This window comes from Salinivibrio sp. SS3 (assembly GCF_001722105.1).
Lineage (GTDB): Bacteria > Pseudomonadota > Gammaproteobacteria > Enterobacterales > Vibrionaceae > Salinivibrio > Salinivibrio kushneri.
Genome location: NZ_MEBQ01000044.1, coordinates 109,528 through 125,181, shown reverse-complemented (window position 1 = coordinate 125,181; position 15,654 = coordinate 109,528). Strand labels below are relative to the sequence as shown.

Sequence of the window (15,654 nt, the reverse complement as noted above, 5' to 3'; positions counted from 1 at the left end):
GGCTTGTGAGGGACTCGGCGTTGCGCAAGCGAACGCTTGGCGCGCGCTTAGTCACTAAAAGTCAGCGTCCAGTTTACGGATTGCCAGTATTGCTTTTCGGCTTCCAAATCCGCCGCGAGCAAGCGGTTGTCTTGCAACCACCCTGTCGGGAAGGTGAGCTGCCATGCCCCTTTCTTGTCGACACTGAGATCAATCTCTGGCAAGGCCTCGTCGTTACGCTGTGAATGCAACACACAGGCTAACCGTAGTGCGCAAATCAGCGTCTCGATGAGCTTAGGTTTAAACAAGGTAAACTTAGGCATCTCGTTGAGCTTTAGTGCCTTACGATGGAAGCGCGCGAGGGTGGCAAGCACGGTTTGCTGCTCTTGGTTAAACCCAGGTAAATTGGTATTGCGCAAAATATATGCAGAATGCTTGTGGTAGCCAGGATAACCAATGCTTAACCCCACTTCGTGCAGCAGCGCAGCCCAATTCAAAAGCCCGGCGAGCTCTGCTTTTTTGCTGCCCTTATCCGGCTCGGCTTGCGCATAAAAATACGCCGCTGTATGTTGCACGCGACGGGCGTGGCTCAAGTCGATGTTGTAGCGTGCTGCCATATCATCCGTCGTGCGACCACGGATATCGGTACGCTGAAAGCGGTCTTCCATTTCATAGAGCAACCCTTCACGTAGTGCACCATCAGAGAAGCGCATCGATTCGATGGCAAGCGCATCAAATATCCCAGAAAGAATCGCGACGCCGGCGGCGAAAACCGGTTGGCGGTCAGCCGACAAGCCGGGCAAGTCGATACTGTCGCTGTTTTTAAATTTCAGCAGCTTTTCGATCAGGTTATCTAACCGCTTACGGGTGATAATCCCATCTTCATCACCGAGACCGATAATCACTTCACGAATCGCTTTGATGGTGCCTGACGCACCGAGCGCCACTTGCCAGCTGGCTTGGCGGTATTGAGACGCTAAGCTTTCTAGCTTTTGTTGGGTAGCCAGCTGTGCGGCGGCAAATTGCTTAGGCGTAATGTTGCCTTTGGGGAAAAAGCGCTCGTTATAACTGACACAGCCAACCCGTTTACTGTTAACCAGTGCGGGCTCAAAGTTATCCCCGATCACTAATTCTGTACTGCCGCCCCCAATATCAATCACTAATTTTCGGCCAACGTTTTGCTGCGTGTGGGAGACGCCCATATAAATAAGACGTGCCTCTTCCTCCCCAGAAATGATTTCAATCGGGTAGGGTAAAACCTGTCTCGCCCGTTCGATGAAGGTGTCGACATTGCGCGCTTGGCGCAAGGTGTGGGTCGCGGCGATACGGACATTTTCCATGTCGAGGCCGTTCAACCGCTCAGCAAACATGGCTAAGCACTCGACACCACGGCGGATCGCCTCATCACTGAGGCGATGTTGATCATCCAGCCCGGCGGCCAGTCGCACACGTTGTTTATGACGACTCACTATCTGCAGTCCTTCACCAACGACGCGCGCGACGACCATATGAAAACTGTTAGAGCCGAGATCAACCGCTGCGATTTCGCGAGGCTTATTTTTTGACTGGGGGTGTGTCATGTTGCAACTTTTCCGCGTTTTTGAGTTCTTGGCGCTCCACGTGTTTAAGGTAATCATAGATCTCGGTTTGCGAGCGGATCTTCTTTTTGTTACCGCGTTTTACGTAGGCGTTAGACATGGCTTTATCGATGACGCGGGCTTTCGCGCGATCGGAAAATTGAATTTCTAAGATCGCCATGATGCGATCTTTCAGTCTGGGATCGCGAATGGGTGCCCCAACCTCAATGCGGTTATCGATGTTGCGGGTCATCCAATCGGCAGACGAAATATACATATCACGTTCGCCGCCGTTTTCAAAGGCAAACACGCGGGGGTGCTCTAAGAAGCGGTCGACAATACTGATCGCTTTGATATTTTGACTGACTCCTTTAACCCCTGGCACCAGCGAGCACATGCCGCGCACAATAATGCGGATTTTCACCCCTTCATTGCTCGCTTTGTAAAGCAGGTTCACCAAGCCTTTGTCGACCAGGTTGTTGACCTTGAGGGTAATACCAGCCTTACGCTTGGCCTGTGCATGTTCAATTTCACGTTCAATCAATTTATACATACGCCGCCGCGAGTTACGTGGCGAGACAATTAAGTGATTGAACTTAACAGGACGGTAGGGATTTTCAATAAAATCAAAGACTTTACGAATTTCTGATGTCAGCTGTTGATCCGCGGTAAATAAGGCAAAATCGGTATAAATACGCGCTGTTTTCTCATGAAAGTTGCCTGTGCCAATGTGACCATAATCGCGCAGCACCCCGTCTTCACGACGAGAAATCAAACACAGTTTCGAGTGAATTTTGAGCCCAGGGGTGCCAAACACTACTTTTACACCAGCATCCGTGAGCACCCGTGACCACTCGATGTTAGCCTCTTCGTCAAAGCGCGCCTGGAGTTCAACGACCACGGTGACACGCTTGCCATTGTTGGCGGCATCAATCATTGAGTTAATGATGCGGGAGTTTTTCGCTACGCGGTACACATTGATACGAATACTGCGCACCTTAGGGTCAAAGGAGGCCTGGCGCACCAGCTCGGTCATATGCCGGAAGGTATGGTAGGGATAATAAAGGAGAATATCGCGTTGGCGAACGGCCTCAAATGCGTTGTTTTGTAGTTGAAAATCTGCTGACTCGAATGGGGGCAGAGGCGGGTTTTCCAAGTATTTACGCCCCACATTCGGAAAGCCGATAAAATCGCGAAAGTTGTGATAACGCGCACCCGGTAAGACACTGTCGTAGTCGGAGATTTTTAATACCTGAATCAACTTGCTCACCATTTCTGGCGGCATATCGCGTTGATAAACAAACCGAACGGGCAGGGCGGTTAAACGCTGGTCCAAGCTTTCTGACATATTCTCAAGCAGGCTGTGCTCCACTTCATTGGTCAGATCGTATTCTGCGTCACGGGTCATTTTCATCGCGTACGCTTCGACCGTGTCATAGTCGAAAAAGCCACTAAAAATTTGGTCTAAACACAAACGAATGATGTTATCGAGTAAAATGATGGTTTTACGCTGCCGTTTTCCTTTTGGCTCAGGGACTTTAACAAAGCGTTCTAGCTCATCAGTGGGGATCTCTATCAGCGCATACTTGGGCTCTTCCCCTTCTTTTTTCAGCTGAACGGCGAGGTAAGAATAGGCGTCTTTCAAAAAGCTTAAAACATCGACGTCTTTGTTAAGCATGATTGGCGTGATGTAAGGCAAAATATTGCTTCTAAAATAACGCCTTAGCCACTGGGCTTGATGATCAGAGAGTTGACGTTCGTTGACTAAAAAAATGTGGCGGCGGGCCATTTCTAGCAAGATATCATTGTAAAGATGATCAAAGTCTTGGTTCAGCTTGACGACTTTCGCTTGAATCTTGCTCAACAACTCTTTGGCATGACTTTCTACTCCCCGCTCCTCATCAATGATGATGCGCCGTTTCACGTCGGCAAACCGTACTTGATAAAATTCGTCAAGGTTGGACGAAAAAATGCCTAAAAACCGGACTCGCTCAATAATCGGGACGCTTTTGTCTGCAGCTTCTTGCAAGACACGTTCATTAAAAGAAAGCCAGCTAAGTTCTTTGTCGACATGATAAGAGTCTAAAGTCATAACGCGTAAGAAAATCCTGTTCTACTGAATAAAATTGCTGTCAAAATCGACAATCAAGTCGTCTGACAGCGTTTCAAGGGCTTCATGCAATACGTTAATGTCCGCCGTTGGTGGGACAGTTAAATAAAAATCTGCGGTGAAAATTTGCCCGCCCGTATTGGCGGCACTTTGCGTTTGTGTGTTGAGTTTGTTGATGGTGACGCCATGAGCGGCGAGCAGTTGGCTGAGCGTTTGAACGATGCCACGTCTGTCGTTGCCTGTCACCGACAAGGTATGGGTGATCGGAGACGGCGAAGCGGGTGTCGCATCGGCGATCAGCAGCTGCAAGCCATCGAGCGCGCGTAACGAATGAACCAAGGCATCAGCGTACGTGTCTGATACCGAAATGTGAATGATACCGGCAAATTGCCCTGCTAGCTGACTGAGCCGACTGGCTTGCCAGTTGCCATGATGGCTGAACACTGTGTGTGATATCTGATCAACCAGGCCTGCGCGATCTGGGCCGACTAAGGTGATAACAAAGTGTTTCATGCGTGATCCTTACGGCGATTGTTCAGACAATTATTGAGGTCAGTCAAGGTGTTGTCTATGCTGCGAGAGGCTAAACTCACGAAAGTGTGCCCAATATCAACTTGGGCAAGCCTAAAGCCCGTTTGTTGCATATTTATTGCGTGGCAACCAAGTCACTAGGCGTGAATGACCGCGCGCGATACACTAAAGGAAAGCGCCGCAACGCGTTGATCCTTACGGGCTATGACAGGATACCGCTGTCACAAAATTGTCATTGTAATGACATACAATGCAGGGCTTGCTCAATAAAAAGAGGCACGAATGACCCACTCTTCACCATCATTAACGGATACCCGACCGGCGCGGCGGTTTAAAGATAAACTGACTCGCCAAACGGTACGTCTTGGTGGCGTGATGGTATTAGTGACCCTGCTGCTTCTTTTCTTCTACTTACTCACAGTGGTGGTACCGCTTTTTCACCAAGCGAGTGTCAGCTTGAGTGAGCGTTTTAGCGTAGCCACTCCCGGCGTGCCTCAATACATTGGCGCCGATACGCGCAATCAGTTGGCGTATGGCTTGGATGATCGAGGGGTGTTAACCGTTGTCAAGCGCCCGTCACGGTCTGGGACGCCCGCAGCCAGCGCCGTGCCACGCGCGCAAACGGTATTACAGCAGCCGTTATCCAGCATGGATAAGCCTGCGATAAGCCGCGTCGAAGCATCTACGCCGTTTTTGGCGGTAGAAAAGACACCAGGGCGCGTGGCTGTTTGGCAATTACGCTTTCGTACACAATATCAAGCTGACGCTTCAGTGGTCCCTCAATTGTCCACTATGCCGGCCTTTGGTCGTGAGTTGATAGTGGACGCGAGAGCGCAGCCGCTTAACCAGCTTACCGTGGCGGTGCCGGATAGTTTACATGGTCAAACCATCCCGCCAGTGCTGGCTGCCGTTACCCAGGATAACCGCCTGGTCGTCTATCGGGGTACGCAAAAAAGCACGGTGCCCCTTTCACAAGCCGTTGACCATATTGCGTTATCAGGAGACGGACAGCGCTTGTTTGTCCATCAACAAAAGCGCTTAGCGATTTGGCGCTTAAAGGGAAACGATCTAGCCTTGCGCGAAACGGTCAATCTCGACAATGTCGTCACCAGTCCGGTCACGAAAATGGCGATGCTAGCCGGGGGGCGCTCTTTGCTCCTTCAGCACCAAGACGGCACAGTGACACAATGGTTCGATGTGGTGAAAAATGGCGAGCCGTCGTTAACCGAAGTACGCGCGTTTTCGCCGGGAGAGGGCGTGGCGCGTCTTGCACCAGAGCGTCACCGCAAAAGCATGGCGACGGTGGATGAAACCGGACGACTCAGCCTGGTGCATGCCACCAGTAAAAAGGTGCGCCATTTCGATGCTCAGTTTACCGCGCTGCCTGATGCTTTGGCGTTTACGCCTCGCGCAAACGGGCTGATTGCTGTGGTTGACAGTCAATGGCAATGGTTGACTGTTGACAACCCTCACCCAGAAGTGAGTATTCACTCGCTATGGCAGAAAGTGTGGTATGAAGGGTATCCGTCTCCCCAATATGTGTGGCAATCGACCTCTGCGGATGACAGCTTTGAAGCAAAACTGAGCGTGGTTCCGGTGATCTTTGGAACCTTAAAAGTCGCCTTGGTTTCTTTAATTTTCGCAGTGCCGATGGCGATTGGGGCAGCCATATACACGGCTTACTTTATGTCATCTGGCTTACGGCGTTGGGTGAAGCCGACGGTGGAAACAATTGAAGCGTTACCCACTGTCATTATCGGCTTTTTGGCCGGCTTGTGGCTGGCACCTTGGGTTGAATCGCACATTGCTAGCGTCTTCTTGCTGCTCTTGCTTATCCCTATTGTTTTGCTCGGGCTAAGCGGGGTGTGGCGCATGATACCAAGGTATGTGCGACGCCGCTTACCTGATAACGCACAAATTGTGGTCATCATTCCGGCCTTATTGCTGGTGGGCGTATTCGCCGCGTATCTGGGGCCATGGGTAGAGCAGCTGTGGTTAGGGGGGGATGCACGCCAATTTATCACACATGAGCTTGGCATCGGCTATGACCAGCGCAATGCGTTGGTCGTGGGTATCGCGATGGGCTTTGCGGTGGTCCCAACCATTTTCTCGATGGCCGAAGATGCGATTTTTTCGGTGCCTCCACACCTTAAAAACGGTGCTTTGGCCTTAGGGGCAACACATTGGCAAACCTTGATCCGGGTGGTGTTGCTTACCGCGAGCCCAGGTATTTTTTCTGCTGTGATGATGGGTTTTGGGCGCGCGGTGGGTGAAACCATGATCGTGCTGATGGCTACTGGCAATACGCCGATCATGGATTGGAATTTGCTCGAAGGATTACGTACCTTATCGGCCAATATCGCGGTAGAAATGCCGGAGTCTGAAGTGGGTAGCTCCCATTATCGGGTGCTGTTTTTAACCGCTTTTATTCTTTTTGTCTTCACGTTTGTCTTTAACACATTGGCAGAGCTGATCCGTCAGCGTTTGCGTGACAAGTACAGCAACCTTTAACCGAGACGAGAATGCGCATGCGTCCATGGATAAAATCTGGCACTCCCTGGGTTTGGATGACGGCCGGAATGGTCAGTGTCAGTCTGATCGCGATTCTCGGAGTGCTGTTATTGCTCGGTTATCGAGGCTTAGGCTACTTCTGGCCGACACCAGTCACCAGCTTTGAAGTGAAGAGTGAGCAGGGGGTAGAAACCGTGGTCGGACAAATTTACCGAACCGACCAGGTTGATGCGACGCAGCTTGAAGATGCCGGTGTTGCATTGCCAGCCTATCGCCAGCCTAGCTACCAACGCTTGGTGGTTAAAACCGGTAATCGAGAACAAGCGGGCATTGATTTTCGTCAGCTACTTGCGTTTCAGATCAAAAGCCAGCACACGCCAGTTGAAATGGCGATGATCGAGCGAAGTGAAAATGGCATGTTTTATGGTAAGCCTCAAGCATACGTCGACGCCGGTGGCCACCGACATGCATTAGTGCTGTCTGAACTTTATCAACGCTTGGAAGATTTAGCGGCGCGTCGCGCGGTGATCAATGACATCGAGCAAGTACACTTAGCGGGTGTTAACTATCGGCTGGAGCAATTGCGGCTGGAGGAAAAGTCCCTCTCATTAGACAGCCAGCTAAACACGGCAGACAAAAAGCGAATCGATAAGCGTCGTTCACAGCTGCTATCGCAGTATCATCAGCTAGAGAAAAAGCTTAAACAGTTGCGAGAAAAACAACAAACAGGCGCGCTGGTTGTTGAAGATAGCCACGGTGATGCTGTTGCGTTGCCACTGCAAAATGTGATTAATGTTTGGTATCCCAACGCCATGAGTGCGGTTGAGAAGCTTGAATTTTGGGGATACCAGGTCGCGGCCTTCTTATCGGAACCACCACGAGACAGTAATGCCGCGGGGGGCGTTTTTCCCGCGATTTTTGGCACCGTTTTCTTGGTGCTGTTGATGTCAGTGATTGTCACCCCGTTAGGGGTGCTTGCCGCGGTATACCTTCACGAGTACGCGCCGAAAACGGCATTTACGCGTATTATTCGCATTGCCGTGGTTAACCTCGCCGGGGTACCGTCAATTGTTTACGGGGTGTTCGGGCTAGGCTTTTTTGTCTACTTTATCGGTGGCACCATTGATGATCTGTTTTATCAAGCGGCTCAGCCTGCCCCTGTCTTTGGTACGCCAGGCATTCTCTGGTCGGCACTGACATTGGCGATCCTCACTTTACCTGTGGTGATAGTGTCCACAGAAGAGGGGCTCGCCCGAATTCCGACCAGTGTCCGCCATGGTGCCTTTGCCCTTGGCGCCACCCAATCAGAAATGCTCTGGCGGGTGGTTCTACCGATGGCCAGTCCTGCGATGATGACAGGGTTGATTTTAGCGGTCGCTCGTGCAGCCGGAGAAGTGGCGCCCTTAATGTTGGTGGGAGTGGTTAAGGTCGCTCCTTCTTTGCCAGTGGATGGTAACTTCCCGTTTTTGCACTTAGAGCGGAAGTTCATGCATCTGGGCTACCATATTTATGATGTCGGCTTTCAAAGCGCGCACATCGAAACAGCGCGGCCTTTGGTATACGCCACGTCATTTTTGCTTGTGTCAGTGATCGTGGCGCTCAACTTGTCCGCGATTGGTATTCGTCATTACTTGCGTGAAAAATATCGCGCATTGGAATTATAACGATAAGGATCCCGCTCGATGTTTTCGATAACGCCACCCATAGGCTTAACGCCTAGCTTAGATTTGGGGAATTTGCCTGACGAGCAAACCGCGTTAGCCATTCGGGATCTCAATCTTTACTACGGATCGACCCAAGCGCTATTTGATATCAGTATGCGGATCCCGAAAGGGAAGGTCACCGCATTTATCGGGCCGTCTGGGTGTGGTAAATCGACATTACTACGGTGCATTAATCGGATGAATGATTTGGTGGATGGCTGCCGTGTTCGAGGCGGAATTACCCTGCACGGACAAAATATCTATCACCGTGATGTGGATGTGCCAGCATTACGTCGCCAAGTAGGGATGGTGTTTCAACGCCCAAACCCGTTCCCCAAATCTGTCTATGAAAACGTGATCTTTGGATTACGCTTGCAGGGGATCAATGATCCTAGAACACTGGATGATGCGGTAGAGCGCTCGCTACGTGGCGCGGCATTGTGGGATGAGGTGAAAGATCGCCTCAATGACAATGCGTTTGGGTTGTCCAGTGGGCAACAACAACGGTTAGTGATTGCACGGGCGATCGCGATTGAGCCTGAGGTGCTATTGCTTGATGAGCCATCGTCGGCGTTGGATCCCATCTCAACCTTAACCATTGAAGAACTGATTAATGACTTAAAAAATCAGTATACGGTGGTGATTGTCACCCATAATATGCAGCAAGCGGCGCGGGTTTCGGATCAAACGGCGTTTATTAATATGGGGCGCTTGGTGGAATACGCGGATACCGATACCTTGTTTACCACCCCACAAAACAAACAAACCGAAGATTACATCACCGGGCGCTACGGATAAGGAGCAGGCCTTGGATAACCACAATATTAGCCGTCATATTTCTGGTCAGTTTAACGCAGAGCTTGAAGCCATTCGCACCCACGTGCTGGCAATGGGCGGCTTGGTTGAGCGTCAGCTAACCGATGCACTACGTGCCATGCATAATCAAGATGTGGAGCTTGCCCGCCATGTTATTCGTGAAGATCACAAAGTGAACGGCATGGAAGTGGCGATCGACGAGGCATGTACACGTATCATTGCTAAACGTCAGCCCACCGCGAGCGATTTGCGACTGGTGATGGCAATCATCAAGACCATCACGGATCTTGAGCGCATTGGTGATGTTGCTGACAGTATCGCTAAAATGGCATTGGATAACTCAAGCTACTCTCAGCAACCGTTTTTGGTATCACTCGAAGCCTTGGGTCAGCGCGCCGCTAAAATGCTGCACGATGTGTTAGACGCCTTTGCGCGTATGGACATTGATGCGGCCATGAAGGTCTATCGCAAAGATGACTCGTTAGACCGTGAATACGAGGGGATTTTGCGTCAGCTGATGACCTACATGATGGAAGATCCACGCTCGATTCCCAATGTGCTGAAAGTGATGTGGTCGGCCCGAGCCATTGAGCGAGTGGGCGATCGCTGTCAGAACATTTGTGAATACATCATCTATTTTGTCAAAGGCAAAGACGTTCGCCACATTCAAAAAGAGGAGCTGGAAAAGCTCCTCAAATAATCGCTACTTGTCATTTAACCAGTCACTGACGGCGTCTGGGACAAAGCTCTGGTCATGCAAAGGCATACGCACGTAACCTTCCTTATTGATTTCCGGCAGGGTTACTGCGGGGTAGTCAATTTCTTGGTAAGGAATTTGTGAGAGTAAGTGGGCGATACAATTGAGCCGAGCGTGTTTTTTGTTATCGGCCTCTACCACCCACCAAGGGCTTTCTTTGGTGTCGGTGTAGGCAAACATGCGGTCTTTGGCTTCACTGTATTGCACCCAACGACTACGAGACTCGAGATCCATTGGGCTGAATTTCCAACGTTTTATTGGGGTGTTAATCCGCTCTGCGAAGCGCTTTTCTTGCTCTTCGTCTGATACCGAGAACCAGTATTTAATTAAGATGATCCCTGAACGGATCAACATTCGCTCGAGCTCAGGGCAAGTACGAAGGAACTCTTCATATTCTTCATCGCTGCAAAAGCCCATCACTCGCTCGACGCCGGCGCGGTTATACCAACTACGGTCAAACAAGACAATTTCACCACCGGCGGGCAGGTGCTCAATGTAACGTTGAAAATACCACTGCGTGCGTTCGCGCTCTGTGGGCTTGTCTAGCGCGACCACGCGACAAACACGCGGGTTGAGCTTTTCGGTGATCCGTTTAATCACGCCGCCTTTACCGGCGGCATCGCGCCCTTCAAAAATGACCACCACTTTCAACTGCTCCTGCTTGACCCACTCTTGCAGCTTGACCAACTCAGTTTGTAATTCGGCTAGCTTTTTTTCGTAGTGTTTTTTGCTGATTTTTTGTGTTTTTTTATCCGACAAAGCCGATCTCCTTTTACCACAGCGATGGGGTTACGGTAGAAAACTCACTTTTCGGATGCAATGGATTCACGCAGCGAAAGCGTATATCACTTCAAAAGACTAGAGCGGGTCACATTGCCATGTTGTTTGGTCACGACATTACACCGAGGTTTAAAAACGATTGGCAATGGCTTTGACCAGACGAACGCTTGCCGGATCGGTGATCGGATAACGGGCATCATCCCCATCGCCCATTGATGCATGTGAGTTTGATTGCATGACGCTTACTTGCTCGGTACGTGCCGATAAGTGGATTTCACGTACGCCAGTGTAGGCGAGCAACGCTTGTGCATTATCAGGGGTTACACCTGCGCCTGGCATGATGGTCAATGAGGTATGGCGTGTGGCGTCTACCCACTGTTTGAGTGCCTCTTTGCCTTGTAAAGCGTTCGCCGCTTGCCCAGAGGTGAGAATCCGTTCAATCGCTGGGCGGGCAAGGATTGCTTCGAGCGCCGCGTGAGGGTCTTGGCAATGATCGAATGCGCGGTGGAAAGTCACGCCCATTCCCTTTGCTTGGGCAAGCATGGCGTCTATCGCCGGTAGGTCGAGCTGACCGTTTGGTGCGAGTGCGCCGATCACCACGCCTGCACACCCGGCTTGGCGGGCGTTGGCAATATCCTGCAGCATCACTTCTATTTCTTCACTGGCATAGACGAAGTCGCCTTCTCGCGGCCGGATAATCGCATAAATAGGGATTCGTGCTTTTTGAGCGGCTTGTTGCATATAGCCATCACTCGGGGTTAAGCCACCGAGGCGCAGTGCGCTACACAGTTCAATCCGATCTGCGCCAGCGTGTTCGGCCAGCGATAATGAACGGATACTATCAATACAAACTTCAACCAAGACAGACATACCACCCCTTTGACGAAACGCACCGTGTCAGCATAGCTAAAACTATTGTGACAGGGTGAGGGGAAAACGCCTAGTGTTAGTTGGAAAGGGTTTGTTGGGAGAGAATCAGCCGATACGGTGAGGCGAGCAGATACAAAAAGGGCCCGGTTTGCCGGGCCTCATTATTGTCTCACATTATCCAGTGCGGGGCACTTGACCTTATTACAGGTCGTCAGTGTGCTCAGACAGGTATGCAGCAACACCTTCAGGAGATTCTGCCATACCCGCTTTACCTTCTTCCCACTGTGCAGGGCAAACTTCACCGTTTTTCTCGTGGAAGTTCAGTGCGTCAACCATGCGTAGCATTTCGTCGATGTTACGGCCTAGTGGTAGGTCGTTAACAACTTGGTGACGAACAACGCCTTCCTCGTCGATAAGGAAAGAACCACGGAAGGCAACGCCAGCTTCTGGGTGCTCAACGTCGTATGCTTTACAGATTTCGTGCTTAACGTCAGCAACCAGTGGATATTTCACTGCGCCGATACCGCCGTCTTCGACAGCCGTTTTACGCCACGCGTTGTGTGAGAACTGAGAGTCGATAGACACACCGATAACCTCAACGCCTTTAGCTTGGAAGTCGCTCAGGCGCTTATCGAATGCGATCAGCTCTGATGGGCACACGAAAGTGAAGTCGAGTGGGTAGAAAAAGACAACCGCTTTTTTGCCTTTGGTGAACTCTTTCAGGTTGAAGTTATCAACGATTTCGCCATTGCCTAGTACGGCAGCGGCAGTAAAATCTGGTGCTTGACGACCTACGAGTACCATATCTCAGCTCCTAGTTTAAATGTTTTCCTGATAATCAGGTTCCTATATAAGCGAGACAAACTATAGCGAACTTGTTAGATTGAAAAAAGTGGAATTAATAGATTGTAATAATCGAAAAATACGATTGTTTAAAATATGACTGTATGAACAAATATCCGTCTTTAAAGCAGCTACACTATTTGGTTACCCTTTCCGAAACACGGCATTTTGGCGAAGCGGCCAAATTGTGTTTTGTCAGCCAGTCTACATTGAGCGCGGGGATCCAAAACCTCGAGGATCTGATTGGTGCTCAGCTCATTGAGCGTGACAATAAAACCTTGGTACTCACAGGCATGGGCGAAGAGGTGGTGCGCCGTAGCCGAGAAATTCTAGCACGCAGCCAGGATTTGATGGAGCTAACGCAAGTTAAATCAGACCCTATGCACGGCAAAGTCCGGCTGGGTTGCATCCCCACCATTGCGCCTTTCTTGTTGTGTGATGTGGTTCAGCAGGTCAATCAACATTATCCCAATCTAGATTTGCTATTGCGCGAGGATACGACGGCGAACTTACTCACCGCGCTAAAACACGGCGAAATGGATATCCTTATCCTGGCTTTACCCATGGATATTGGCACCATGACTCGCCGCGTGGTGGGGCGGGATCCATTTAAAATGGTGATGAGCCAAAAGCAAGCTGCGCAGCTTGAGTTACCGATTGATTATGACGCCCTCCCCGATGAGTCTGTCTTCTTGCTTGAACGAGAACACTGCCTCACCGACCACGCGGTGTCTGCCTGTCAAATGACGGCCTCGCAGAAGATTAATCCTTTCATGGCGACCAGCTTACACACCTTGGTGCAAATGGTGGCCAACGGCAATGGTGTGACCTTTATACCGCAAATGGCAATTGATCATGGCTTGATTGATAACCTCGACGTGCATTTAGAAACGCCGCCGGGGGAAGCGGCCTACCGTGATATCGGAGTGGTCTGGCGTCCTTCTTCGAGTCGGATTGATACGTTCAACCAGCTCGCTGATCTGGTCGCAGAGCTACTTTCCCCAATAGCTAAGGAATAAAGAGACCAAAATGAGTGATTTACACTGGTTTATCTACTTTATATCAGCATTATCATCTATTTTAACCTTGCCAAAACGACGCTGAAGCCGTTGGATTATTATCACGAAAAAAGCAGCATCTAGGGGAGCGGCTTTTTGCTTTTTTTCCTAAGAGATTGAAATTATTTTTGTTTTTTACTTTTTCACGAGAAGGTGAAGTGCGCGATCTGTAATTTATTTACGTAAATGATTACAAGGTGGTGACAAAATTATGATCCCAGTAGCAGTGTTATATCATTCTGCTGATAGGCATAAAAAAGCACATTCGAGCTTATGCTCTAATTTTTTAAATGGTTGTTTATATGTGATTTTTTGTCTTGGTCTCACCGTTTTGTTTTGACCTTTGGTTGATTTTTACGCGAATGTGAGCCAACGTAACAACTCAAGCGCTGCACGAGAGCCCAAGAGCGTGTAGTGAAAAGAGTGTTGTGATTGGATTACAAATGATAAGCCAGGGAGGCGATATGACGGAAGCGCGCTCAACCTTACGCGAATCGTTGGTGATTAACGAGACAGTCACCGAAGAGCAGGCAGAAATCTTAACCGAGGATGCATTGTGCTTTTTAGCCAGCCTCGCTGAGCGGTATGCGGCGCGTATCCCTACGCTTTTAGCAGCGCGTGAAGCACGTCAACAACGCATTGATGCGGGAGCGCTGCCCGACTTTCTACCGGAGACGCAATCGATTCGCCAAAGCGACTGGACCATCCGTGGCATTCCCAAGGATTTACAAGATCGGCGGCTAGAAATTACCGGACCAGTAGAGCGAAAAATGGTGATCAATGCACTTAACGCCAACGTGAAAGTTTTCATGGCGGATTTTGAAGACTCCTTTTCGCCAGCATGGCCACAAGTGGTAGAAGGCCAGCGTAATTTGCGCGATGCCGTCAATGGCACCATCAGTTATCAGCACCCAGAAACTGGCAAGCGCTACCAGCTGAATGACAACCCTGCGCGTCTTATCTGCCGTGTGCGCGGCTTGCACCTGACCGAAAAACACGTGATGTGGCAAGGTAAGCCGATTCCCGGGGCTTTGTTCGACTTCGCTCTGTACTTTTTCCATAACTACCGTCGTTTACTCGAGACGGGATCGGGGCCTTATTTCTACCTACCTAAGTTACAGGCTTATCAGGAAGCAGCCTGGTGGAGCGAGGTGTTTTCCTTTGCCGAAGACGAGTTTGGTCTGAGCCGTGGCACCATTAAGGCAACTGTGCTGATTGAAACCCTGCCTGCCGTGTTTGAGATGGATGAGATCCTGTATCACCTCCGTGACCATATCGTCGCCCTTAACTGCGGCCGCTGGGACTATATCTTTAGCTATATCAAAACGCTGCGCAATCACCCGGATCGTGTGTTGCCTGATCGCCAAGTGGTGACCATGGATAAGCCTTTCCTTAACGCTTACTCGCGTCTGCTGGTCAAAACCTGCCATAAGCGTGGTGCGTTGGCGATGGGCGGTATGGCTGCCTTTATTCCTAGCAAAGACCCGGCTGAAAATCAGCAGGTACTGGACAAAATTGAAAAGGATAAAACCTTAGAAGCTGATAACGGTCACGATGGCACCTGGATTGCGCACCCAGGCCTGGCAGACACGGCTAAAGCGATTTTTGACCGCGCCCTTGGCGATAAGCCAAATCAGCTAGCGGTCACCCGCGAGCAAGACGCTGAGATCACTGCAGCTGATTTGCTAGCGCCTTGCGAGGGTGAACGCACTGAGGCCGGTATGAGACATAATATCCGTGTCGCGGTGCAGTACATTGAAGCGTGGATATCGGGTAACGGCTGTGTGCCTATCTATGGCCTGATGGAAGATGCGGCTACAGCTGAAATCTCACGTGCGTCGATTTGGCAATGGATTAAACATCAGAAACCACTGAGCAATGGCAAGGTGGTGACCAAGGAACTATTCACACAGTACCTTGGTGAGGAAATGACGGTGCTGGAAAAAGAGCTGGGGGCAGCGCGCTTTGCGCAAGGCCAATACCAGCAGGCCGCCACCTTGATGGCTGAGCTCACGACCAGTGATGAGCTGGTTAACTTCTTAACCTTGCCAGGTTATGAATACCTGCCGTAATGGGCATGGAAGCACAATAACAAACATGGAATGACAGTAAGGGGCTG

General features: G+C 50.3%; 12 protein-coding genes. 6 read left to right on the top strand and 6 right to left on the bottom strand.

All coding sequences use genetic code 11. From position 1 onward, the window contains the following. Positions 1–47: 47 nt before the first annotated feature. Genes ppx through BGL48_RS14210 form a run of 3 tightly spaced genes read right to left on the bottom strand, consistent with a single transcriptional unit; the run spans position 48 to position 4,179 of the window. Positions 48–1,559 carry an exopolyphosphatase gene (gene ppx, locus BGL48_RS14220; RefSeq protein WP_069363274.1) on the bottom strand — a complete coding sequence of 504 codons (1,512 nt, stop codon included), beginning with the start codon at positions 1,557–1,559 and terminating at the stop codon, positions 48–50. Further along, positions 1,534–3,648, bottom strand: coding sequence for a polyphosphate kinase 1 (ppk1, locus tag BGL48_RS14215; RefSeq protein ID WP_069363273.1), 2,115 nt, complete (start codon positions 3,646–3,648; stop codon positions 1,534–1,536). Before ppk1 ends, ppx begins: the two co-directional genes overlap by 26 nt. 21 nt (positions 3,649–3,669) lie before the next feature. After that, positions 3,670–4,179, bottom strand: coding sequence for a glycine cleavage system protein R (locus tag BGL48_RS14210; RefSeq protein ID WP_069363272.1), 510 nt, complete (start codon positions 4,177–4,179; stop codon positions 3,670–3,672). A 300-nt stretch (positions 4,180–4,479) separates the two neighbouring features. Here BGL48_RS14210 and BGL48_RS14205 point away from each other — a divergent pair, with 300 nt between their 5' ends. Genes BGL48_RS14205 through phoU form a run of 4 tightly spaced genes read left to right on the top strand, consistent with a single transcriptional unit; the run spans position 4,480 to position 9,927 of the window. Then, a complete protein-coding gene (locus BGL48_RS14205) occupies positions 4,480–6,708 on the top strand; it encodes an ABC transporter permease subunit (protein WP_069363271.1) in 2,229 nt (742 codons plus the stop codon). Positions 6,709–6,725: 17 nt separating this feature from the next. After that, positions 6,726–8,372, top strand: coding sequence for a phosphate ABC transporter permease PstA (gene pstA / locus BGL48_RS14200; protein WP_069363288.1), 1,647 nt, complete (start codon positions 6,726–6,728; stop codon positions 8,370–8,372). A gap of 18 nt (positions 8,373–8,390) precedes the next feature. Beyond that, positions 8,391–9,209 carry a phosphate ABC transporter ATP-binding protein PstB gene (gene pstB, locus BGL48_RS14195; RefSeq protein ID WP_069363270.1) on the top strand — a complete coding sequence of 273 codons (819 nt, stop codon included), beginning with the start codon at positions 8,391–8,393 and terminating at the stop codon, positions 9,207–9,209. A gap of 10 nt (positions 9,210–9,219) precedes the next feature. After that, on the top strand, positions 9,220–9,927 hold the full coding sequence (gene phoU, locus BGL48_RS14190; RefSeq protein ID WP_046075027.1) for a phosphate signaling complex protein PhoU: 708 nt from the start codon (positions 9,220–9,222) through the stop codon (positions 9,925–9,927). A gap of 3 nt (positions 9,928–9,930) precedes the next feature. Here phoU and ppk2 read toward each other — a convergent pair whose 3' ends face one another. The 3 genes from ppk2 to BGL48_RS14175 form a co-directional block, all read right to left on the bottom strand. Beyond that, on the bottom strand, positions 9,931–10,743 hold the full coding sequence (gene ppk2, locus BGL48_RS14185; protein WP_069363269.1) for a polyphosphate kinase 2: 813 nt from the start codon (positions 10,741–10,743) through the stop codon (positions 9,931–9,933). Positions 10,744–10,893: 150 nt separating this feature from the next. Continuing rightward, positions 10,894–11,634, bottom strand: coding sequence for a copper homeostasis protein CutC (locus BGL48_RS14180; RefSeq protein ID WP_069363268.1), 741 nt, complete (start codon positions 11,632–11,634; stop codon positions 10,894–10,896). Between the two features lie 201 nt (positions 11,635–11,835). Further along, positions 11,836–12,438 carry a peroxiredoxin C gene (locus BGL48_RS14175; protein WP_069363267.1) on the bottom strand — a complete coding sequence of 201 codons (603 nt, stop codon included), beginning with the start codon at positions 12,436–12,438 and terminating at the stop codon, positions 11,836–11,838. Between the two features lie 143 nt (positions 12,439–12,581). Between BGL48_RS14175 and BGL48_RS14170 the strand changes: the two genes are divergently transcribed. Further along, complete coding sequence (locus BGL48_RS14170; RefSeq protein ID WP_069363266.1) at positions 12,582–13,496, top strand: hydrogen peroxide-inducible genes activator; 915 nt, start codon at positions 12,582–12,584, stop codon at positions 13,494–13,496. Positions 13,497–13,999: 503 nt separating this feature from the next. Next, complete coding sequence (gene aceB, locus BGL48_RS14165; RefSeq protein WP_069363265.1) at positions 14,000–15,607, top strand: malate synthase A; 1,608 nt, start codon at positions 14,000–14,002, stop codon at positions 15,605–15,607. Positions 15,608–15,654: the final 47 nt, after the last annotated feature.

What these genes read in the sequence shown, in the direction of transcription:
- BGL48_RS14180 (WP_069363268.1), bottom strand. Translation starts at nt 11,634, where the DNA reads ATGTCTGTCTTGGTTGAAGTTTGTATTGATAGTATCCGTTCATTATCG.
- BGL48_RS14210 (WP_069363272.1), bottom strand. Translation starts at nt 4,179, where the DNA reads ATGAAACACTTTGTTATCACCTTAGTCGGCCCAGATCGCGCAGGCCTG.
- pstA (WP_069363288.1), top strand. Translation starts at nt 6,726, where the DNA reads ATGCGTCCATGGATAAAATCTGGCACTCCCTGGGTTTGGATGACGGCC.
- BGL48_RS14175 (WP_069363267.1), bottom strand. Translation starts at nt 12,438, where the DNA reads ATGGTACTCGTAGGTCGTCAAGCACCAGATTTTACTGCCGCTGCCGTA.
- BGL48_RS14170 (WP_069363266.1), top strand. Translation starts at nt 12,582, where the DNA reads ATGAACAAATATCCGTCTTTAAAGCAGCTACACTATTTGGTTACCCTT.
- pstB (WP_069363270.1), top strand. Translation starts at nt 8,391, where the DNA reads ATGTTTTCGATAACGCCACCCATAGGCTTAACGCCTAGCTTAGATTTG.
- ppx (WP_069363274.1), bottom strand. Translation starts at nt 1,559, where the DNA reads ATGACACACCCCCAGTCAAAAAATAAGCCTCGCGAAATCGCAGCGGTT.
- aceB (WP_069363265.1), top strand. Translation starts at nt 14,000, where the DNA reads ATGACGGAAGCGCGCTCAACCTTACGCGAATCGTTGGTGATTAACGAG.
- BGL48_RS14205 (WP_069363271.1), top strand. Translation starts at nt 4,480, where the DNA reads ATGACCCACTCTTCACCATCATTAACGGATACCCGACCGGCGCGGCGG.
- ppk1 (WP_069363273.1), bottom strand. Translation starts at nt 3,648, where the DNA reads ATGACTTTAGACTCTTATCATGTCGACAAAGAACTTAGCTGGCTTTCT.